Below are 22,376 nucleotides of genomic sequence, written 5' to 3' on the forward strand. Positions count from 1 at the left end.
TATAATATATGGAAGCAATGAAAAAAATATTTTTTTTATTTATTATAATCGGGCTTACATCCCAATATGGATGCGAAAGCGTACTCGATAAAACTCCCGACGGGCAGATTACAATTGAGGAGATACTAAGCAATTATGAGCGTAGCAAAGGTCTTATCGATGAAACATACGGAGAAATTTATCTTTCCAGAGACCAAATTTCTTTTGTGCATAACCCAATAGAGGCGTTAACGGACAATGCTTTTTGGGCTGCAACTTATAATGCTTATGAATGGCATAATGGATCATTGTCCTTGAGCAATCCTGTTATTAACTGGGCATGGCATACCAACCCAGAACAGTTATGGCCTGATTTTTGGAGAGGTGTTCGCTTTGCGAATAATGCCATCAAGTATTTACCGCAATCAACTGCTATTACCGAACAGGAACGGAGCACCTGGATAGCGGAAGCACGCGTACTTCGCTGCTGGTTTTATATGAATCTATTGGAATTTTATGGGTCACTACCTTGGATTGAGGAGCCATTTGAAGCAACGTATAGAGATTGGAATGAACTCAAGCGGCCCACCTATGATGAAATAGCCAGCAAGATATCCGAGGAGTTGATGGATGTGATTGAATCCGGAATCCTTCCAAACAGGCAAACAGCAAGTGAGGCAAGGCGTGTTGATAAGGGTATTGCGTACGCTATTCGGGCCCGCGTCTTACTCAATAATGCCAGTATCCTCAACAATCCTGAAAAAGATCGCGATAAATGGCAGCGTGCTGCCGATGCAGCCCAAGATGTGATAAACATGTCTGACTATAGCCTTGTACCAATGAATGAATATAAAGAGTTATTTGTAGGTGCATTTACAACACCCGTTTCAGAGATCATCTGGCGGTCCTGGTCCGATAATTCACATATTAATAACACGAATGGAGTGGATGTGGGTACTTATCCTTATGCATCTATCTCGCATATATGGAATTGTGGGGAATCTCCCACGCAAGAATTGGTCGATTGCTTTGAAATGACGAATGGGGCTTTTCCTGTTACTTATGATGATGCCACCCGAACCAAAATTACTGTCACTCCGGAAGCTGCCGCACTGGGATATAGCGAAGAGCCGGGAGGGGATCCTTATTCAAACAGAGATGCCCGTTTTTACGTGAATATACTCTATAATATGGCCGATTACGGGGTGCCCTATAATTGCACGGAACCATTTATAGTTGAAACGTTCGTGGGTGGACGAAATGGATTCAATGATGTAATTTCGCAGGAAACTCAACGTTCTTGCACCGGATATTACAGTCGCAAAGACAAACAAATCAAGTATTGGGGGCCGGGAACGAGTAAAGGAAACGAACCTACCCATTGGGTGTTCTTTCGTTTAGCCGAATTCTATCTTAATCGTGCGGAAGCGTTGTGTGAATTAGGCGATTTTGATGGAGCAATAACCCTGTTAAATATCATAAGAGAAAGAGCATTACAGCCTAAAATTGAAGACGTTCCCGGGTTTCAGAAGAATTATGATTTCCTTATACAACGTATTCGTAATGAGCGTCGTGTGGAGTTTTGTCTTGAGGGATGGAGATTCCATGATCAACGGAGGTGGAAGATCCTTAATGAAACAAATCGTTTTATAACGGGAATGAGAATTACTAAAGATGACGATGGAATATTCCATTATGAACGCAGGAAAATACGGGATTATGAATCCTATTCAGATAAATATCTTGTATTACCGATACCCCTGGAAGATGCTAAGAAGTTGGTAAGTATGACGCAGCCTGAAGCATGGCAATAATTTGAAAAAATGGATAGTAAATCATTAAGTATATTCAACATGAAAAATATAACATATTTATTTTCAATTCTCTTTACTTCTGTAATGTTATGTATAGGTTGTACTGAAGAGGGAATCAATACACCGCCGGTTGTAGGTGATTTAATAGCACATTCCGGAAAATACCGTGCAAAAGTAGAATTTCAGGCCCCGGCAGAATCAATGTCTGGGAAAATATTTTACGGAAGCGGTAAATTTCAAGAATTTACAATCGATAAAGTCGAGGCTACGCAAACTATAATTGTAGAGGAACTACCGGAAGGGGAGGTCATTCTTCGCGTAGTAACGTTAAATAATAAGGGAGAGACGTCTGACCCAAAAGGGGTAAAAGTCACCATCTATGGAGAAAATTATCAAAAAGATTTGATTAATCGAAAATTGTTGAGCCAGAGAACAATTTCTCCCACTTCTATAGAAATGTTTTTTGATAACAGAAATCCCGATGAAGTAGGGGTGAGGGTTCTATATACAAATTTATCTGGAGTTCAGGATAGCGTAACGATGCCAGGAGATCATAAATCAATTGTTATTGATAACATTGATTTAAGTGAAACTTATTATTTTTATACTGTATATAAGCCAACAATTGATTTTATCGACGAGTTTGCTGCTCCTAAAATTGATGCGAAAGAAGCAGCAATGAAAAACTTTGAAAAGGAGATTTGGACAATCTTAACAGTTTCTGACGAAGATCCTTCCAGAAAAGCAAGTAATATAATTGACAACGAGGCAGCGACCCTATGGCATTCACAAAATGAATCCATGCCGCATTGGATTATCGTAGATATGCAAAGCGAAAAGAAATTTGATGGGTTCCATTTTGTTCAGGCACAAGAACCGGGAGATACCGGTTTTGCCAAAGGATTCAAGTTTGAAATTAGCAATGATAACGAAAATTGGACAGTAATATCAGAAGGGAGGTTCAAAGCAAATAGTCATAAACAAACTTTCAAATTTCAAGAATCAGTTGTATCACGCTATTTCAAAATATCTATTCTTGATAATCATAATGAAATCGCCGGTGCGCAAATAGCTGAAATGGATCTGTTTAATGATTTAAATGTTAGCGGGATAAACGGAGAAAATCTCCCCGTATTAGCGAATTCAAAGCAACCATTCCAGGGAGACGGGTCGGACTTATTCCCGTTGGTAGGTGCTGGAAGATTCCAAAAACTAACGGGGTGGACGCATAGTAACAATGCTTATATAAGCTTTGACACTTCTGGTGGAACATTCTGTGTTTGGAGTGCCGCGGTTTGGGGACTTTCTTTAGTTACAAACGGTAAAATCTATCAAACATGCCATATTTTACCAGGTAGGTATGTTTTGAATATCGACGTAGCACATACAACCAGCCCGGATTGTGTTGACATGTATGGCGTAATTGCTACTGGGACAACGATGCCTGATTACAGTAAGGTGACCTCCGCTCCCGAGGTGTTAGGTTTTAGCGATTTGGTTGCTAATCAAAAATCGGTTAATACAATCCCGTTTACTGTTGAAAAAGCATCGAATGTTACAATTGGTGTGGTCTATAACACCCATGATATTTTTGGAGCAACCGGTATTCCCTGGAGCGATATGAATATTAATGGTTTTGAATTACTAACGAGATAACTATCTTCTATAATGGCAGGCTATTACCTGCCTGCCATTATTTTAATAACAATGAATCGACCTAAAGTTCTATTATTTATTCTGCTTGGATGCATCTTATCCTCTTATCAAAAAGGATTAAGTATAGGAGTCGTTTCGGTAAACCCGAATAAGTGCCTGGAAAGTAGGAATGACACTATTCTTAAAATAGTATTGGAAGGGGAGGATTGCCCTTTTGCTAATCGTGCCGAATATGGAGTGTACATACCTGAGGTTTCCGGTCCGTTGCAAGGCGTACTTATTTTACAACACGGATGCACCATGGAGCAGTTTGGCATTACCAGGCCTTATGATTTACAGTATCAGGCATTTGCTGAGAAATGGAAATTGGCAATTCTTGAAACTGCATTGTATGGCGATTGTCATGTATGGAATGAACCAAACTCGGGTAGCGCCACTGCTGTTTTTAAAGTCCTGGAGCAAATAGCCATTCAAACCGGGCATCCGGAGTTAAAAACTGCTCCATGGTTATTGTGGGGGCATTCTGCCGGGGGGTATTGGGCACTTGCGATGTTACGGGATCATCCCGAACGAATTTTGGCGATTGTTTCTTATTCGGCTGCAAGGAACCCTCAATGGGACTATACAGCAGATGCAGCCAAAGTTCCGTTACTTTTACGTCACGCGGGGGCTAACGACGGTTCACCGGAAATTCTTTGTTGGGCAACCGCATTGAATACATTTCACAAACTGCGCGAAATGGATGCTCCGGTAACTATTGCCTATAATGAAGGTCAAAACCATAATTTCAGTTATCTTCGCTATATGGCAATCCCTTTCTTTGAAGCAACCCTAAAACAACGATTGCCAAACGATCATTCTCTCGATTTGCAGGATCTCGATCCCAATCATACGTGGTTGGGAGATACATTGTCGCTTGAAATATATAAGGAGTCAGACTACTCCGGCGACAAAAGCAGTATGTGCGTATTTCCTGATGAATCAACGGCAAGAAATTGGCAGGAGTTTGTCTCAACCGGTACTGTCGTCGATAAAACACCGCCACCATCTCCTTATAATATAAGGGTGAAAAGAAATGAAACCATGTTAGAGGTTACATGGGAAGCCGATGCGGATATGGAGTCAGGTATATTGAAATTTAACATCTACAAAGATGATATTCTTATAGGAACTTTACCAGAAACCGGTGCTTATCAATCATTTGACACTAACGGAGATAATACCATTCCCGTGAAAGTGCTTGATATGAAGTTCGTGATTACGGGAACACGAAACGTTAAGACGAAAATAAGCGTGGAAACCGTAAACCATTTCAATTTAGTTTCAGAGAGAGCGACCATTACGGCTCGATAAATTCAGAAATTTATATGATAAACTACAAATACAGGGTCTTTCTACATATCATACTGTTTTTCTTCCCAACTTTAATTTCTGGTGGATGTGGGAAAAGCAATATAGAGGAAGGATACAAGCTGGAAAATATTCATCTGAATAAGCTGTCTTTGACCATGCAGGTTGGAGATACAGAGCAGATTACAGCATTTTCGGTTCCTTCTGTTGCCCATCAACCCGCCTTTCAATGGTCATCATCTGATGAATCTGTGGCTACTGTCGTTAATGGGTTAGTAGAGGCGATTGCTGTTGGAGAAGCAGTGGTTACTGTAAAATACCAGACAGTTAGCGTGGATATTCCTATAACAATAGAAGCTGCTAAACCTGTACAAGGAAGTATTCTGTACGATATAAAAATCAACAATACCCCCATTCAGGAATTACAGTTAAATGGTGTGGCTCAATATACCACGGAAGGGTTGAATGTAACTGAAGAAGGAAATGTTGTGAAACTCGATAAATTTTATGCATTGGCCGAGCGAATGATCCGGTATCATATAAAACCATCTCATAATGCTAAAGCCCTTTTTAAAAGCAGCGAAGGTGACTTTAATGCTTTTGTTGATGTACCCAATAAACGTATTTCTATCGCTACAGACCCGGTTAGTGAGCAGCATGTTCCTTTCCTTGAAGGGAACAGGGAGTATATCGTTGAGATTTATCACATTTATCAACAGGCAAAAGTTCGTGTTATCGATATACAAACCCGTGAAGAAGTTGTGATATCAGTTACCAATGACGGTCAAGGAGGATTTGGTGCCGGTGCTCTGCAAAAAGGATTCGCCGTTGGAATGCAATGGGACCATTACTGCTTTGGACTGGTGGAAGGCTCCTCTTTACTGATAAAGCAAATTACTGTCTACGCGTTAAAAAAATCGGTTAACCTGTTGATGTACGGAGATTCAATCACTCAACCGGAAGGATATTTCCCGACCACGGATTTTCCAAAGGCATGGACGCAGATGGTCATCAGCAGGCTGAACGGTAATGCTATGTCCAGTGGAAGAGGCGGAGGAACTATCACGATGGTGCTTAATTACATACAAAATGAATTGCCCTATATCAAGGCAAAATATGTGATGGTGACCATAGGAACCAATGGTGGTAACACCGAAGCCAATTTAACAGAGCTGATTAATTATATCAAGGAACAAGGAGCTATCCCGATTCTCAATAATATTCCAGGTAATGAAAGTGGATCGCAAATTGAAAATAATGAGCTTATAGAAAAGGTGCGAGAAAAATTAGGTCTTAAAGGCTGCAAATTTGATATGGCTACTTCAATTAATGGGGATGGAAGGGAGGTAGATAAATCGCTTATGTATTGGGAAGATTATTCAAATAGTTACGGTTGGCAGATTTATCATCACCCGAATGAAAAAGGCGGACAAAAAATGTACGAGCGTACGCTGATTGATATTCCGGAGATTTATGAATAACAATAGCATTTATATTAACTCTTAACAAAAATTATTATGTACAAGTATTCAGTTATTTTAGGTAATTTGGGAAATACCTGTGATCGTTTCTGTAAAGGTTACAAAGATAATCCAAGTACAGAGGAAATGTTAGCTCAGGCGGCTAAAATCCCGTATGTGGAAGGTATTGAACTGGTGGGGACATGGGACATTCGTCCGGATAACGTGAAGGATATGAAAAAACGAATGGAAGACTATGGAAAAACCTGTGTTTCAATTATACCTGATGTATTCACCGTAAAAGAATATGCCAGGGGCACTATTACCAACAACGATCCTGAAATCCGGCAGCAGTCACTCGATTATTTGCGTCAAATGAGCGAGATTGCCCTTGAGATGAACTGTAAAGTGGTCAATCTATGGATGGCTCAGGATGGCTATGATTACCTGTTGACGACCAATTATGATCAGAAACGGGAATGGCTCCGCGAAGGAACCACACGGTTGGCCCAGGAGTTTCCTGCCTTGAAGTATGCTCTAGAGTATAAGCCCAAAGAGCCGCGTAACTTTTCTTTCCATGCCAGAATGGCCGATACGATTCTCGCTGCAAAAGAAACCGGTTGTGATAATGTAGGAATATGTATTGATACCGGCCACGGTTTTTATGCAGGGGAAAATGTGGCCGAAGCTGTTATTTTGGCAAAACGTGCCGGAGATTTACTTTTCCATATGCATTTTAACGACAATCACGGGTCATGGGATGATGATATGATTGTAGGTTCTGTGCACAGTACAGTCTATATAGACTTATTATTAAGTTTGAGGAAAACCGGATACAAAGGATGGCTGTCCATGGATCAGTATCCTTATCGCGAAGATGCAATAGATGCCATCGGAGAGAGTATCAAGTGGGTACGCCAGTTCGAAAAAATTGTTGAGGAGAACTATGCAGAACTAGAAGAACTGGTTGAAAGGAATGATGCTATTGCTACTTCCCGATTTATGCGTAAAGTATTATTCCAGAGTTAAATCAGTATGGATTAGGATGAATGACGTGACTATCTTTACTCTTTAAAAGTATGAAAAATTCAATTGGCTTACTCTTTCTTATTGCTGTTCTGATGTCGTGTACGGCTAAACGAACAAATCGGATTAAAGACAATCGAAATGTAAATGAGGTCGAATATTCGATACTGGGTTTATCCGGTACTGATGCCTTGGGCAGACGGTCTGAAGTCTGTTCTTCCACGGAAAAGCAAACCAAGTATGTCGGTTTATTTTATTCGCTTTGGCTGGGACAGCACAATCGAGGAGTTTATGATATAAGCAGGTTGCTCAGTGATAACCCGTCAGCACTTTTGAATCCCGATGGGGAACCCGAAAGCCCTTTGAATCAATTTCATTTTTGGGGAGAGCCATTATACGGATATTATAATATGAATGACCCATGGGTAGTGACTCGCCATATAGAGTTACTCACCCATGCAGCCATCGATTATCTTTGTATTGATGCTACCAACACGTTCATTTATCCTAATCCGGCTAAAAACCTGTTCGAAGTATTGTTGAAATTTCAAAAACAAGGGTTTAACGTGCCTAAAGTCGTTTTTTATACCAATTCGCGATCAGGAGAAACAGTAAATCGGATATACGAAAATTTTTACAAAGACGGGTTATACGAGCGCTTGTGGTTTAAACCCAACGGAAAACCTCTAATGATAGGTATAACGGAGAATAATGCCAATGCTTCTGATATGACAAAATTCCATTCGTTCACCGATTATATTATACCGGAAATGATAGCATATTTTGATGTCAGAGAATCTCAATGGCCAAACGGTGATTTTAATCCGGATGCTGTCCCCTGGATGAGTTGGCAATACCCACAATGGAATCATAACGGCTCGGTGGCAGTACCGGTAGCTCAACATAGCCATTCGGTCATTTACGCGAGCAGTATGCATCCGGAGTGTAGCAGAGGATATAATAATGCAACCGGAAAGGTTGAAAAAGAGTGGGCTGCCGGTGCAAATTTTCAAACCATGTGGGATGCCGTTCATGAAAAAAAAGATTCAATAAACAACGTCTTGGTTACTTCTTTCAATGAATGGATGGCCATAAAGTATAAAAATGAAGCGAACGAAGTGTTTTTCGTGGATGTATATAATCCCGAATTTTCGAGAGATATAGAAATGATGAAGGGAGGATACAATGACAACTTTTATATGCAACTTGTTAAAAATGTGAGAAAGTTCAAGTTCGTGGAAGGCAGTCACTATCAGTATCAAAACAAAACGATTGACATTCATGAAAGCCCGGGAGAAATATGGAGCAACGTACAGGCTACTTATGTTGACTTTGCAGGCGATGCCATAAGTAGGGATTTCGTGGATGCTGCTTCTACAGGCAGATATACCGATTATAGTAACCGTAACGATATCGCGAAGATTAAAGTTGTACATGATGAAAAGAATATCTACTTCATGATTCAAACATTGGATGACATCACTCCGTATAATGGTGAAGATATCAATTGGATGAATGTTCTCATTAGGACAGGGGGAGGCCCCCCTTCTTTCGAAGGATATCAGTTCGTGATAAATCGAAAACCGGATAAAATTAATACAACATCCGTAGAACGCTCCACAGGAGGATATCATTGGGAGTATGCCGGCGACGCCTATTATAGTATTGAGGGAAATGTTCTGCAACTGGCAATTCCCCTCGCGTTGCTGGGCTTATCGAAAAATAACTGCTCCATCGAGTTTAAAGTGGCTGATAATGTAACCCGGTTCAACGATATAATGGATTATTATGTCACGGGCGATAGCGCTCCATTAGGCAGATTAAATTTCAGCTACGGTTATTAACACGGAATTTAACACAATATTTAATATACACTTAACCCTGTCAAAAATCAGAATAATGAAAACGAATAATAGGCATCATAAAGAAAGAACATTCTGCCAGGTAATGATATGCTTCGTGACAATCCCATTTCTTCTTCAAGCATGTGCTCAGGAAGCAAAAATCGGGGTAAGCAACTTGCGAGGTGAATTCATGGAGAATCCTATCGGCATTGATATTGACAGTCCCTCTTTAAGTTGGGAAATTGATGCCAATATCAGGGGAGTTAAGCAAACCGGGTATCATATACTGGTAGCCTCTTCACTTGAAAAGCTCAACGCAGATGAGGGAGACCTGTGGGATTCGAAATTAGTTCGTTCAGAAAAATCCACGAATGTTTCTTACAACGGAAAACCTCTTGAAAGTAGGGCTACTTGTTATTGGAAGGTGAAAACAACCACCAACCTTGGTCCTTCCGATTGGAGCCAGCCGGCGCGATGGATAATGGCGTTCACGAATAATGAGGATTGGAAAGCAACATGGATCGGCCTTGATAGAAGTTTTCCCGGTGATATTTTGAAAGGAAAGACACGCTTAGCTGCTCGTTATTTCCGCAAAGAATTTCAAAATGAAGAAAAAATAGATAAGGCAATGCTTTACATCTCCGGACTGGGGCTTTATAAGGTACACCTTAACGGCGAAAAAATCGGCGATCAGGTATTATCTCCCACGCCAACCGATTATACTAAAAGTGTAAAGTATAACACTTTTGATGTTACCGATTTTCTCGCTACAGGAGACAATGCTATTGGAGTTGTTTTGGGAAACGGCCGCTTTTTTAATATGCGTACCATCGAGGATGATTCTTTTCCACCGCTTCCACCCACCCAGAACTATGGGTATCCCAAGATGATCCTCCAGCTTGAGATTTTTTATGCCGATGGTAGTCAACAAACAGTTGTTAGTGATGACTCGTGGAAAGTAACGGCCAACGGACCCATTATTGCTAATAACGAATTTGACGGGGAAGAATACGATGCTAGAAAAGAAATGACCGGCTGGAGTGATGCCGGGTTTGATGACTACAATTGGCTGAAAGTCGATTTAACAAATGCTCCGCGGGGTAACCTTGAAGCGCAACTCAATCCCAATATAAAGATCATGGAAACCTTGTCACCCCAGTCCATCTCAGAGCCAAAGCCAGGTGTTTATGTCCTCGACATGGGACAAAATATGGTGGGATGGGTAAGTATGAAGGTGAACGGCAACGCGGGCGAGCAAGTAAAATTACGTTTTGCGGAGGTATTGAATGACGATGGAACGGTTTACATGGGTAATATCCGCAACGCTCGGGTAACCGATGTATATACTTTAAAGGGGGCGGAAAACGAATTTTGGGAACCCTCTTTCACGTATCATGGATTTCGTTACGTTGAAGTGACCGGTTACCCGGGAGTTCCCACCGTGAAGGATTTTGAAGGAAAAGTTATTTACGACGAAATGGAGACCGTCGGCCATTTTGAAACTTCTGATTCAACAATTAATCAAATATATAAAAATGCCTATTGGGGAATTCGCGGGAACTACCGTGGAATGCCTACAGACTGTCCGCAGCGCGATGAAAAAATGGGATGGCTGGGTGACAGGGCAACGGGATCACATGGCGAAAGTTTTATCTTTAACAATCACAATCTGTATGCCAAATGGCTGGATGATATAGAAGAGGCGCAGACCGAGGAGGGGAGTATTCCCGATGTGGCACCTGCTTACTGGAGAAACTACAACGACAACATGACATGGCCCGGAGCTTATTTAATTATCGCTAATATGTTGTACGAGCAATTTGGAGATGACAGGCCCATTATAAAGCATTATGATTCCATGAAAAAATGGATGAAATACATGCGTGATAATTTTATGGAGGAAAATATCATGCCTCGTGATTTATATGGCGATTGGTGTATGCCTCCCGAGTCTCCCGAGATGATACACTCCGCGGATCCGGCCCGTAGAACGGACGGCATCCTTTTGGGAACCTCATTTTACTACCACATGCTATGTTTGCTCGAAAAATTCGCGTTATTACAAAATAAAACCGACGAAGCGACAGACTTTTCGAATCAGGCAGCCCTCGTTAAAGAAGCATACAATAGCCGGTTCTTTAATAAAGAAACCGCACAATACAGTAACAATACCGTCACTGCCAATTTAGTGTCATTGCGATTCGGTTTGGTTCCGGAAGGGTTCGGGGAACGGGTGTTTTCTAACATTGTTGATAAAACCATGAACGAGTTTAATGGGCATGTAAGTACCGGTTTGGTGGGTATTCAATGGCTTATGCGCGGATTGTCCGACCATGGGCGTGGCGATATAGCGTATAAAATAGCGACCAATCGTGATTACCCAAGCTGGGGGTATATGATCGAAAACGGGGCTACCACCATCTGGGAACTTTGGAACGGTAATACCGCCGATCCCACCATGAATTCCCATAATCATGTAATGCTTCTGGGGGATCTTATCGTATGGTTTTACGAGTACTTGGCCGGCATTCAAAACTTATCGGGAAGTATCGGCTTCCGTGATATACACATGCAACCCTATGTTGTAGATGGTTTGGATTATGTTACCGCCTCCCACCATTCTATGCAAGGATTAATAAAAAGCGCGTGGAGAAAAAATGAAAACTCATTTGAATGGGATATTACTATCCCGGGAAATAGTAGTGCCGTTGTTTATATTCCGGCAAAAGAGATGAAACAGATCACAGAAACCGGGGATAATATTTCAAAAGCCCGGGGAATTAAATTTTTAAGACAGGAAAAGGAGTTTTTTGTGTTTGAAGTCGGTTCAGGAGATTACCGGTTTAAAGTAGTTGATTGATTTTACCCTCCCACAAGTATAACCAAAAAGGGAGTATCCCACGAACTGTGTAAGTTGGTAATTTGAAGGGTTGAAGTCCGGACTTCAACCCTTCAAATCAAGTCCCATTGGTCCAGTCTTTCAAGTGGTGTTTTGGTTTTTTTAATTACCACTCGGTAACTTTCGTCAATAGGGGTTTAATATAGCTTTCAGTAAAAATCGAATGTTATTTTTCCCAGATCAGCCTGTAATTAAACCTCCGGTTAGGAGCCGTGTCACCGTCGGTACACAAAGAAATGGGATCGTTTAAGTCTGCCGGATTGTCCGACCATTTAAAATCAAAGATAAAATGATCCTTCATCAACCCAAGCAAATCGCGTGGAATAACCACTTCCAACCCAGTGCCGGTATAATGATAATTCACGTGGGCAACCAGTTTCCATGGATCCTCCCTGTCGTTTTCATCATACCTCATCAGCGAGGTCGTTTTCTCATCTACAATGCTCTTGTTGATCAGAAAATCATAACCATACCAGCCTGTTTCAGAATTATTATCGGAATCGATCCATAACAGCATCCAGTTGTTTCCGGTATGGGATGTGATCTCTTCTGCTGTTTCGACATAAAAACCGATCATTTTTTTGTCAACAGCCACCTTGGCCGTGATAAAATCATTCCGTCCCGAAGTATTGGTATAATGAATGCCTGCATAGCCGAGAGCATCCCGATGGAAAGTGTCGCCTCTGGTATCCCGGAACTCGTTTTTAACCTTTTTCCAGTCGGTAAAATCCCCATCCGTTTCGATAGACTGGTATCCCTGTTGTACCGGGATTGGCCTTACACCTTTGTATTTGCGGATATTTTGTGCCATCTGCATATAATAATTGTCGGTGTAGCCTCCTTTCATGGGATGGATGCCACGATTGAATTCGGCATTGTACTGATCTACAAAGAAAAAAGGATTGTCGCGGCCCAGCCAGGGGGTAGTGCCTCCTCCATCCGGTTGGTACTTGCCCGCGGTCCATTCGTTCCAGTCGTTGACATATAGGAAATCAGGATCGGCAGCGATAGCCTCATCCCACCGTTCCTGGAAATAGATGCCATAACTTTCAGGGTTTTCAACCGTTTTACCCAGCCACGGAACATAGGTCGGTTCCGGCATGTCGTATTCATTCAGCTGGGGTTGTCCGTTTTCACGCGACCAGGACTTTCCGACTCCCATATTCTCGTCCGTCATCGTGACCGGATGCTGGGCTGTGGTCACGGCCGCCTGTTCCCGTTTTCCGTCGTGCAGAGAGAGAAGTTCCCCGGGCTTCATGGCCTTTACTCTCTGATCAGCCATACTGTAACCGAAACTCCAGTTATCTTCTGTCCCTACAAATCGTTCGCCTCCCCATTCATAGTAACCCCACCACATGGTCCTCAGCGTGAAAAAGGATTTCACCTCTTTGGTGTAATCCAGGTAAAATTCTTCTGCGTAATCGGGATCCTGATAGTGAGGATGATCAGGATCGGTTTTTGCCGCAGGATCATAATGGGGGTTGGGATGCGTGATGCCGTTTCTGTTCGCGTCAAAATCAGGCCTTCCATTGTAGAGCAGTAAGGGTTTCCCGTCCCAATAGAACCACAGATCTTTGTACTTCTCCTCTTTGTAAACACGGTCGTACAGGTCCTGCACCACCGTGATCACAGGTCCGTTGAATGCCCAGAAGCAGAAGCGGGGCACTTTGTTGCCTTCTTCAATCATTTCCTGCATTACCTTAAAGGTAACGTCCCACTCATCCCAGTAGCGCACGGCATTGGTGACATCCATCACCAAAAGGTCTACTCCCGCATCGGCAAGCATGGACATGTCTTTACGGATGACCCATTCATCCTGACTCAGAAAGTAACCCATTTCCGGTTCACCCCAGTGGTATGAATTGGTATACCACAACGCGTGAGCGGCGTCGAACCTGGCGGAGGGATCTTCTTCGAGGATCGCGGTTACATTGGCACGGTAGGGTTGTGCCAGATTTTTTAAGCCCTGGGTGTGCCATGTAATGTAAAAAATTCCCACCACCCTTCGCTTGTCATCTTTCATAGGGCCTACCTCCTCGAAGGAAGGCATCTTCCGGCCTAATGCATCGGTCGCAACCCAGGTATCCGGGTACAGATCCCGGTAGTCGGGATAGGTATTTCCGTATTCGAACTTCCTGTCGATTTCTTTGGGATCGGGAATACGGGATCCTTCTTGTGACCCTATGCACGCCCCAAATAGTACTGTCATCAACAAGATGACTGTCGTTTGTTGTAAAATGTTTATCAGCTTGTCCATTTGCGTGTTTTTTAAATTATTATTCACTTCGAATCCCTATTTGATAGACAACTCGCCATACCGGGTAAGCAGTTTGGCGGAGTTTCTATTCCATGTAAAACAGTTCCTTTAAAGGTATGGAAACAGGGGAATTATTCTCGTTCACCTCCATGATATCCGCCATATAATCCCACCATTTCTGTACGATGGGGGTTGTGCCGATCTCCTGGGATGATTGTTCACCATCGATCTTTTGCACCGCGAACAGAATATTCGTCTCTTTATCCCAAAATATGGAATAATCATTCACTCCGGTATCCTCCAGAAGTTGTTTGAGTTCAGGCCAGATCGCGGAATGCCTCTTTTCATACTCTTCTTCAAATCCCGGCTTCAAAAACATCTTAAATGCTACTCGTTTCATACTATCCTTTTGTTAAATGTGAATACGTAATCGTTCCCACATAGTTGCTAATGAGAGCGTTTATTAATTACTTACTCGTGATACGCGACAGGAACTTTTAATAAGGTCCAGTTCTTTGTTATTGCTAACAACGGTTCGGGGATTTCACGATCATGTCCCTGAATGATCCCTTCGATCTCCCCCCGATCGTTTTTCCGGAACGCAAGATCGATACGCTCTTCCAAATCAATGATAAAGTCCCCGGTTTTAAAATACTTTAACCCACCTGCCGCCAGTGCCTCCACCTCTCCGTTCTTATCGAGACGGACCGCGGCAACCCCGATCGCGTCGAAATTCACGGTATGTTTTCCAACTCTCTTGCCCGAACGGATCACGTCGCCCGCGGGATTATCTTTTCCCGATACTTGGATCAACGTGCCATCAATTAAACGTGCAGATCCCTGTACCGGAGGAGCATTAGAAACGTGTCCGAATCCCTCTATCAAGCGTGTTGCCGGAGTCTGAAGATCAATATTTTGTTTTTTCAGTTGGGCGTTGATTGACGAGCAAATAACATCTAAAGATTTACCCGTAACCATTTGTTTCGATAAAACAGTGTTGCCATCAAAGCTATTGCCGTCGAAATCCATCGTCCAATTGCCCACGCGGAAGAGTTTACTCTGCCCCCGGGAGGCCGAGTTAAAAAAATCGGCAGTGGTTATTTTTTCAAATTCGGGATTATATAGTACGACCGCCGCGTACCGCTGTGGCCCGTATCGTATCCAGCCGTTTTCGTCTATGTATACACTGCCGCCTTCTATTTCACTCGAGGGAATTAAGTCCGTGGGAATGCCCATTTGCCATAGACGGTTGACCAATTCCATCCCCACCTCTTCGAATGACGGGCTCATGGTATTCATCGTGGCAGCATGGCCGAAAATAACCGCTACCGGGCAATCCAAGGGGCTTTTACTGATAAAATTTAACAACCGAACTTTGCTTTCTGCCTGCACCAGGTTATCGGTAAAAAGTAGCGTGTGCTTATCCAGACGATTTTTGCTGCTTGGATACAAGGGATGGTAATTGATCCTTCCCCCGGCAAGTGCAGCACTCCATATTTCTCCTTCATAATTAGCCCCATCGGTCGAATAGTACTGGTTGTACCAGATCGGGCTGTTCCATTTCTTTGAAAGAGCGGTTCGTACGCCAAAAGGGGTTATTTCATCCGTTTGTGCCCAATCGCGTCGTGCAACCCACCAATATAAACCGTTTTTCTTGCTTTCCAGACGATTGGGGTAAGGGTACCAGGTAGGGTGGGTAACCACCGCCGCATTGGCCCCGAATATCTCTTTCACGGTTTGATAATAATCGTCTTCTAACATTTTATTTTGCTGCCAATTCAGTTCCATGTAATGATTGATTGCCAGATACCTTTCCTGCTCTTTCCCTTTGATGCCGGCAAACATTAATAAACAGTCCTTCAATAATTCCCTTCCCCCGGTTTTTTCGGCATAAGCGGCAGCATAATGTTGAGAATACCAAAAATGGTTCCCCGAGGCCATCCGGTCGGCAGGAAAGCTGGGGGGAAATCCCCACTCGTCACGCATGGCGCCTGCCAATGGAATATCGGAATAGCTTCGAAGGATTTGGCGTGTAAACTCCATCAGATGCGGAGCAAAAACATCGGGCGCGAGATGCGTATACGTGACTATCACACAAGCATGTAATGGTTTATCTCCTTTGCCAGCGGGAAGGCGGACTACCATCGAGTCACTCGAAGAGAACACCACCTCGCATTCATCCGTTATCTCTTTCAGAGTTTTCGGATCAATTTCCCCCGTTGTTTTATGGTAAGCATATACACGCCTCAAAGAACCTGTCAGCGAAATATAAGGGGTCCTGCTTCCTGTCATATGATCGTTGAGGCTAATACTCCGTACAACGGCATCAACCGGGGTGCTGCTGAAAAGAGGCACTTCCTCGAGCCATAATGACTCTTGAAGCTCGTCTGGATATAATGCCTCGAATTTTCGGATAGCTGTTCGAGGATCCAGCTCCAAGGCAATTTTAATCCCCTTTTCATTCGCGTATTCTACTGCCAGCTTTACCTGGTTATGCACATCGATATCGGTGATATCCCTACCGCGTACCCTGAAACCTGTCGTCAATAAATTGTAGGGAGAGTGCATACTGACTATGTCGATAAACTCTTTATAACCGCCGGGTGCAAATTGTTCTTCTCCCCAGAACCATGCACCAATTACAGGAGGAACCTGGTAGGGGATATATCCCTGATCTTCCGAGGGAAACAATGACTCGAAATTTTGTTTTGATTCAAAGGGTGTTCCACCTATCGCGATCATCGTCATAGAGTGGGCTATAAATAATAAAAGAACGTATTTCAAAAATAGATTTTTCATATTGCAGAATCTCTGAATTTAGAATAGTTGGTTCACGATGATCTGAGAAGATGGGTAGCATATACGAGTTCTTGACATATATAATTTGACTACTCGATCTTTGTTAATCCTTGAAAACTCAAGTAGTGCTCCGTGATATTCAGGGCGTCCATCGTATCGCGTGTTTCAATCGTGGTCAGGGTATGCGTGTTGAAACCTCCTCCCGCATCATTATCGTATACCCATGATGGGGTGGGCCACAGGCAGGCACGGAATCTCACCGTGCGATAGAAATCCATGCTCACGCCAGTCTGTCCATGGTGCGACACCTGCATGTAATCGCAATCCAGTTCGTTCCGGTAGGGGCCGTTTAGTAATTTATTCCCCGCTTCTGCTCCCACGTCGGCAAGGAATAATACCGATTTAACGGCATCCCCCGCTTTTATTACCATACTCGAATTGTTATAAGGATTGGCCGTTATTTCCTCATTTTTAATCCCCAGTATTTTGAACGAGGTCTGGCCGAACGTGAATGTCATCCCTGGTTCGGCTTCGATTAGCTGTACGCCCGACTTTTTAGCCGCTTCATAATAGGCAACCGCTGCATCTTTATAAGCAGGTTCCCGGTCTAACAGTTTGTCCGAGAAGGTCGATTGGCAGATCTGGCGAATATCGATATCCATGGGTTTTTCCAGTATACGCGTCAAGGCTCCGATGTGATCGGGGTGGGGATGTGTCACGAACCAACAGTCGACTTTATTGCCTAATGCAGCGATAAATCCACGGAGATAGCCTTCTTCCTCTGTTACGCCCCCGTCCATCACGATGATCTTGCCATCGTCGGTACGTATTACGTAAGAGTTTCCTATCGTGTTAATTTGCGAGGGCAGTTGCCAGAGTGTGAAGGTGTCATCCTGCTTTGAATAGGAGGGTTGCCGGTTGAAGTACCCTGATTTACGCCAGCGACGTTCGGTGTTCTTCATACGATAGCAGAACTCTTCATAATCCTTGTTTTCGGCTTTTGTCCATCCGCACTCCGCGTAGGCGGCGATACGCGGAAAGGTTTGATAGTATATCCGGGTGAGATTCGGTGTAAATTCGCCCCACATCTGACAACCCAATCCCACGATCTTCGACTCTTTTTCTTTTCCTAATCCCTCGGGGATCGGGTTGAATGAATAGGCTTTATCCAAAGGGATGACCTGGTAGGGATAATCCAGGTAAGTGAAATGGCGGTTCGAGTTCACCACGTCGTACCCTTTGTCAATTGCTTTGTTTACCAGGCTGATGTCCCCATCCCAAAAGTGAACCAGCGTTCCCTTAGCCAACTGTTCGGTTTGGCTCGCCTCCCTATGCGCTTCACCACGGATATTGTCACCGGTAATCTCGTTCCATCCCATCATGCGGACATCTTTTGACGCCAGGTAATTGGAATACCGGTTGATGGACCATACCTGTAAGTCGGAGAAGGTGGGAATGCTGTTATCCTTCATGAACTGCACGATCCCCGGATTATTCTGCCAATGGGTATAATCGGCTTCATCACCACCTATATGGACGATCTTTGAAGGGAATAGCCCGATCACTTCATTCAGTATATCCTGAATGAATGCTTCTACCCTGGGATCGGTCACGTTGTAAAGGTCGCCCCAGATTCCTTTGTCCTGTTGACTGCTGCTGGCTCCCAGCCAGGGGTATGCCGCGATAGAGGCGGATGCATGGCCGGGTACTTCAATCTCGGGAATTATCTTTATGCCGCGCACTTCGGCGTATTTCACGATTTCGCGAATCTCATCCTGGGTATAAAACATTTTTCTCTCAGGAAACTTTTCATCCCATTGTCCGGGCGATAGGTCGCGATGCGAGAAATCGCGTTTGGATCCTATAGCCGTCAACTTCGGATATGTTTTTATTTCGATCCTCCATCCCGGATCATCCACCAAATGCCAATGAAAAGTATTCATTTTCAGGTAGGCCATCTCGTCCAGTAGCTTCTTCACCGCTTCCATTCCATGAAAATGCCGGCTCTCATCCAGCATAAATGCACGCCATGAGAGGGCCGGCTCATCCATGACCTTGCAGGAAGGAATGGCTACCTGGTTACCCTTCCAGGAAATAATCTGCCGGATGGTTTGAAGGGCATGCAATAACCCGTTGTCTGCCGATGCCAAAGCGGTAATTGTTTTTTTCTCCGATACCGTCAATTGATACGCTTCCGGATTTTTCGAAATTTTATTATCGATGTGCAGGATGAATACGGCATTGCTTTTCTTGTCGGTAAAACGAGTGTGAACACCGTGTTCTTTCAGGACGGATGAGATATATGCGGTGTCGATCGTCGCCCGCAAATCAACGTACACGGTCCAGGTGTTGTCGAAAAGGATTACATTCCCCGAAACGGTTGCGTGCAAAGGTTTGGGAACAACCGGCAACGTACTGCTGTTATGCGCGGATAGATTGATTGCAGAAAGGAAGAGCGCGCACGCGAAATAAATCAATCGAAAACTCATATCAGTATTCCTCATTCTTAATTGTTTGTTAATTCGTGATGTGAAAACGACCGGAAGGGAAGGTGTAACTCGCAACCCCTGCGGGCGATTCTACCCGCGGGAATTGATGATCGTCCCACGTTTTCCCGTTGACGGTGAATTCTCCTTCGAACGGGATTGTTACCAGGCCCGTTGAATTGGGGGGGATTGAAATTTCCCAATCGAACCTGTTATCTTCATTTTTCCAGCTGCTGGTTACTTCTCCGTAGGGCGTGTGAATGGTTGCCTTGGCCCAGGGAAGATAATCGCAAAATAGGGGTTCGAAACGAATGGTCTTAAAGCCGTAACCCGTGGGGTCGGGACGTATCCCGGCGATATCTTCAAAAAAGGCAACATCGTAGCCTGCCTGCATCGGGTGGTTGTGCGATGCTACCGCGGCAGATTTCCGACTTATTTCATTTACCGGCAAGGTCTCCCAAAGGGAGGTTGCATTTGCCGATTTCCACATCCACTCGAAACTGTTTTCTCCTTTTTTCGTGAACATATTCCATGCTGCCTGAACGTTTCCGTTACGGGCGAGCATGCTTCCGAGCCGGCCTATTCCGAATATTCCGGTATGCATGAATCCCTCGCTTCTTTCGTTCATGTTCCGCACGATGGCGTCCGCGACGGCCTTTTCATCTCCCGCGGGAACCAAACCCAAATCAAGGGCCATGGCGTCGGCCGTTTGGGTGCCGAAGGTCTTCTCAACCGGGTTGTATAGGATAGCCACGATCTCACGCGCTATCTCTTCCTTCATTGAGGCAAATGTTTTCGCGTCTTCTTCTTTACCCAGCAGAGAGGCCACTTGCTCCATGATATGGGTATCAAGATAATGGAATGCCGTGGAGGTGAATTCAACCGGGGTATTGTCTGCAGATTTATACGCGGGCGGACACCAATCGCCAAGTCCCTGATAAACGATGGACGTTGTTTCCGAACTGTATTTCTTCGTACGTTCCTCGTTCTTTGCCAGTGATCCCACGTATTCCGTCCATTGTTTCATCATGGGGTAATACTCTTCAAGCACTGCCTTGTTTCCATTATACACGTACATCCACCAGGGGAGTTGTACTATCACCGTTCCCCAGTCGGGCGATGCCACCCCGCAGAGGCGTTTTCCCGGAGCGATCATATAGGGTATTCCGGATGGCTTATCGTCAAAATAGAATGTGTTGTTGTACCTTTCATGGAACAAGGTATTCTTCTCCTCTTTTGAAGCACCGGAACGGATGTCCCCCAGGTATTTTTGCCAAAAATTATCCATCCGGAAGTTCAGATTGGCCATCTTCACGTAGGCATGCACATCGCCCAGCCATCCGCATTTCTCCCGTATGGGGCAATCGGTGGGTATACCGTGAAGATTGTTTTTCACCGTGCGCACCGCCATCTCGTGTAGCTTGTTAATCTGTTCGTCCGCGCACTCGAAGGAGCCACTGTTCTCAATATCGGTATGGACCACCACCAGCTTCAGGGTTGTTTCATCCGGCTCCCCGGAGATCCCGGATAGTTCGGCATACCGATAACCGTGGTAAGTAAACCGGGGAGACCATCGTTCAACCGGACTCCCTTTACAGATATATTCGTCCTTGAATATATCGCCATGGTGAATCCAACCGGTAGACGCGAAATTCAAACTTCCGTCCGTGTCGATTTCTTCCGAGAAGCGGATAGTGAGATGGGCACCTTCCGGTTGTTGAATCTCCAACAATGGAATTCCCGCCACGTTCCCGCCAAAATCGTAAATCCAGTTGCCGGACGGGTCTTTCCAAATCTTTTTGGCGGATAATACTTCCTTTTTTCTGATGGGGTCTGTCAGTTGAGGTATCAGGCAGGGTGGAATATTTTTTGAAGCTGGTATTGCAGGTTGCCAACCGTCGGGAGAGATACCCGGTTCACTCCAGGCTGTTACTTCCCGGCGCGCATCGTAACTTTCTCCCAAATAAATATTTGTTTTGGAAACCGGACCTTCTTGCCAGGCCCAGGTTTCGTCGCTTCGGAGCACTACACGGCTGTCGTCGTCAAAAAACATTATCAGTTGAACACGGAACATGGGGTCGCCATACGAAAACGGGGCGCCTCCCCAGGCCTCCTTTTGTGAAAACCATCCGTTACCCAACATGACGCCGAGACAGTTATTCTCTTTTTGCAGGTACTCGGTCACATCCAACGTACTGTATAATGCATACTGTTCGTAATCGGTTTGTGCGGGATCTAAAAAGCGGGTGGAATCGACCTGTTTTCCATTGAGGTAAAGTTCGCCCGCGCCCAGCCCACAGAAATAGGCCAGTGCTTTCACCGGAACACCCCGGTCTAAACTAAACTCTTTCCGAAAGTAGGGTAGGGCTTGTTTTTCCGACCGTGGGTAGGTGATCCATTGGGCGTCCCAGGACGCTTCGCTTAACAGGCCGGTAGAAAAGTAGGCAGGATCACTCCAACCGCTGACGCTGCCGGAATTGTCCCAGATCCTTACCCGCCAGTAATAAGGGGTTGCTTCTTTTAAGGGCAACTCCGGCTTGATGTTGAATTGTTCGCCGGAAAGTTGCTTTCCCGACTTCCATACGTCCGCTTTTCCTTTTCGCAGCAGATTTTCACGGGAAGCTATTTCAATTTCCCAGGCAGTTTGAAAAACTCCTTCTTCCGAAGTTGATATTTCCCAACTTAATAAAGGGAAATCGATTCCTTCGGGATTAGTTAAATTCCGACACTGCAGTGTGTCGACCACGATATCCCGGCTTGACTTCATCTGACATGAAATCGACAGGAATAGGGCAGCAAAAAGAAC

Annotated in this window: 12 protein-coding genes; 7 read left to right on the forward strand and 5 right to left on the reverse strand. The window is 44.3% G+C overall.

The features are described from left to right. Nucleotides 1-17 precede the first annotated feature (17 nt). The 7 genes from Q0502_RS11695 to Q0502_RS11725 are packed head-to-tail and all read left to right on the forward strand — an operon-like array spanning nucleotide 18 to nucleotide 11,989. The gene (locus Q0502_RS11695) at nucleotides 18-1,793 is read left to right on the forward strand and encodes a RagB/SusD family nutrient uptake outer membrane protein (protein ID WP_298650918.1); all 1,776 of its coding nucleotides are present in this window, start codon (nucleotides 18-20) and stop codon (nucleotides 1,791-1,793) included. A 9-nt stretch (nucleotides 1,794-1,802) separates the two neighbouring features. Continuing rightward, nucleotides 1,803-3,449, forward strand: a complete 1,647-nt coding sequence (locus Q0502_RS11700) for a DUF4998 domain-containing protein (RefSeq protein WP_298650919.1) — start codon at nucleotides 1,803-1,805, stop codon at nucleotides 3,447-3,449. A 51-nt stretch (nucleotides 3,450-3,500) separates the two neighbouring features. Then, a complete protein-coding gene (locus Q0502_RS11705; protein ID WP_298650920.1) occupies nucleotides 3,501-4,802 on the forward strand; it encodes an alpha/beta hydrolase in 1,302 nt (433 codons plus the stop codon). A 14-nt stretch (nucleotides 4,803-4,816) separates the two neighbouring features. Further along, complete coding sequence (locus Q0502_RS11710; RefSeq protein WP_298650921.1) at nucleotides 4,817-6,280, forward strand: Ig-like domain-containing protein; 1,464 nt, start codon at nucleotides 4,817-4,819, stop codon at nucleotides 6,278-6,280. A 36-nt stretch (nucleotides 6,281-6,316) separates the two neighbouring features. Continuing rightward, nucleotides 6,317-7,288 (forward strand): sugar phosphate isomerase/epimerase family protein, encoded by a 972-nt coding sequence (locus Q0502_RS11715; RefSeq protein ID WP_298650922.1) that lies wholly within the window; start codon nucleotides 6,317-6,319, stop codon nucleotides 7,286-7,288. 50 nt (nucleotides 7,289-7,338) lie between these two features. Beyond that, the gene (locus Q0502_RS11720) at nucleotides 7,339-9,129 is read left to right on the forward strand and encodes a hypothetical protein (RefSeq protein ID WP_298650923.1); all 1,791 of its coding nucleotides are present in this window, start codon (nucleotides 7,339-7,341) and stop codon (nucleotides 9,127-9,129) included. A gap of 55 nt (nucleotides 9,130-9,184) precedes the next feature. After that, on the forward strand, nucleotides 9,185-11,989 hold the full coding sequence (locus tag Q0502_RS11725) for an alpha-L-rhamnosidase (RefSeq protein ID WP_298650924.1): 2,805 nt from the start codon (nucleotides 9,185-9,187) through the stop codon (nucleotides 11,987-11,989). A 205-nt stretch (nucleotides 11,990-12,194) separates the two neighbouring features. On the opposite strand, the gene Q0502_RS11730 is transcribed toward Q0502_RS11725, so the two are convergent. The 5 genes from Q0502_RS11730 to Q0502_RS11750 form a co-directional block, all read right to left on the reverse strand. Next, nucleotides 12,195-14,285, reverse strand: coding sequence for a hypothetical protein (locus Q0502_RS11730; protein WP_298650925.1), 2,091 nt, complete (start codon nucleotides 14,283-14,285; stop codon nucleotides 12,195-12,197). An 85-nt stretch (nucleotides 14,286-14,370) separates the two neighbouring features. Then, nucleotides 14,371-14,685, reverse strand: a complete 315-nt coding sequence (rhaM, locus tag Q0502_RS11735) for an L-rhamnose mutarotase (protein ID WP_298650926.1) — start codon at nucleotides 14,683-14,685, stop codon at nucleotides 14,371-14,373. 71 nt (nucleotides 14,686-14,756) lie between these two features. Beyond that, nucleotides 14,757-17,069, reverse strand: a complete 2,313-nt coding sequence (locus tag Q0502_RS11740) for a hypothetical protein (RefSeq protein WP_298650927.1) — start codon at nucleotides 17,067-17,069, stop codon at nucleotides 14,757-14,759. A 104-nt stretch (nucleotides 17,070-17,173) separates the two neighbouring features. After that, nucleotides 17,174-19,588, reverse strand: a complete 2,415-nt coding sequence (locus tag Q0502_RS11745; protein ID WP_298650928.1) for a family 20 glycosylhydrolase — start codon at nucleotides 19,586-19,588, stop codon at nucleotides 17,174-17,176. 13 nt (nucleotides 19,589-19,601) lie between these two features. Beyond that, a complete protein-coding gene (locus tag Q0502_RS11750; protein WP_298650930.1) occupies nucleotides 19,602-22,337 on the reverse strand; it encodes an alpha-L-rhamnosidase in 2,736 nt (911 codons plus the stop codon). Nucleotides 22,338-22,376 lie beyond the last annotated feature (39 nt).

Source organism: uncultured Proteiniphilum sp. (genome assembly GCF_937873925.1).
Lineage (GTDB): Bacteria > Bacteroidota > Bacteroidia > Bacteroidales > Dysgonomonadaceae > Proteiniphilum.

What these genes read in the sequence shown, in the direction of transcription:
- Q0502_RS11695 (WP_298650918.1), top strand. Translation starts at nt 18, where the DNA reads ATGAAAAAAATATTTTTTTTATTTATTATAATCGGGCTTACATCCCAA.
- Q0502_RS11700 (WP_298650919.1), top strand. Translation starts at nt 1,803, where the DNA reads ATGGATAGTAAATCATTAAGTATATTCAACATGAAAAATATAACATAT.
- Q0502_RS11705 (WP_298650920.1), top strand. Translation starts at nt 3,501, where the DNA reads ATGAATCGACCTAAAGTTCTATTATTTATTCTGCTTGGATGCATCTTA.
- Q0502_RS11710 (WP_298650921.1), top strand. Translation starts at nt 4,817, where the DNA reads ATGATAAACTACAAATACAGGGTCTTTCTACATATCATACTGTTTTTC.
- Q0502_RS11715 (WP_298650922.1), top strand. Translation starts at nt 6,317, where the DNA reads ATGTACAAGTATTCAGTTATTTTAGGTAATTTGGGAAATACCTGTGAT.
- Q0502_RS11720 (WP_298650923.1), top strand. Translation starts at nt 7,339, where the DNA reads ATGAAAAATTCAATTGGCTTACTCTTTCTTATTGCTGTTCTGATGTCG.
- Q0502_RS11725 (WP_298650924.1), top strand. Translation starts at nt 9,185, where the DNA reads ATGAAAACGAATAATAGGCATCATAAAGAAAGAACATTCTGCCAGGTA.
- Q0502_RS11730 (WP_298650925.1), bottom strand. Translation starts at nt 14,285, where the DNA reads ATGGACAAGCTGATAAACATTTTACAACAAACGACAGTCATCTTGTTG.
- rhaM (WP_298650926.1), bottom strand. Translation starts at nt 14,685, where the DNA reads ATGAAACGAGTAGCATTTAAGATGTTTTTGAAGCCGGGATTTGAAGAA.
- Q0502_RS11745 (WP_298650928.1), bottom strand. Translation starts at nt 19,588, where the DNA reads ATGAGGAATACTGATATGAGTTTTCGATTGATTTATTTCGCGTGCGCG.
- Q0502_RS11750 (WP_298650930.1), bottom strand. Translation starts at nt 22,337, where the DNA reads ATGAAGTCAAGCCGGGATATCGTGGTCGACACACTGCAGTGTCGGAAT.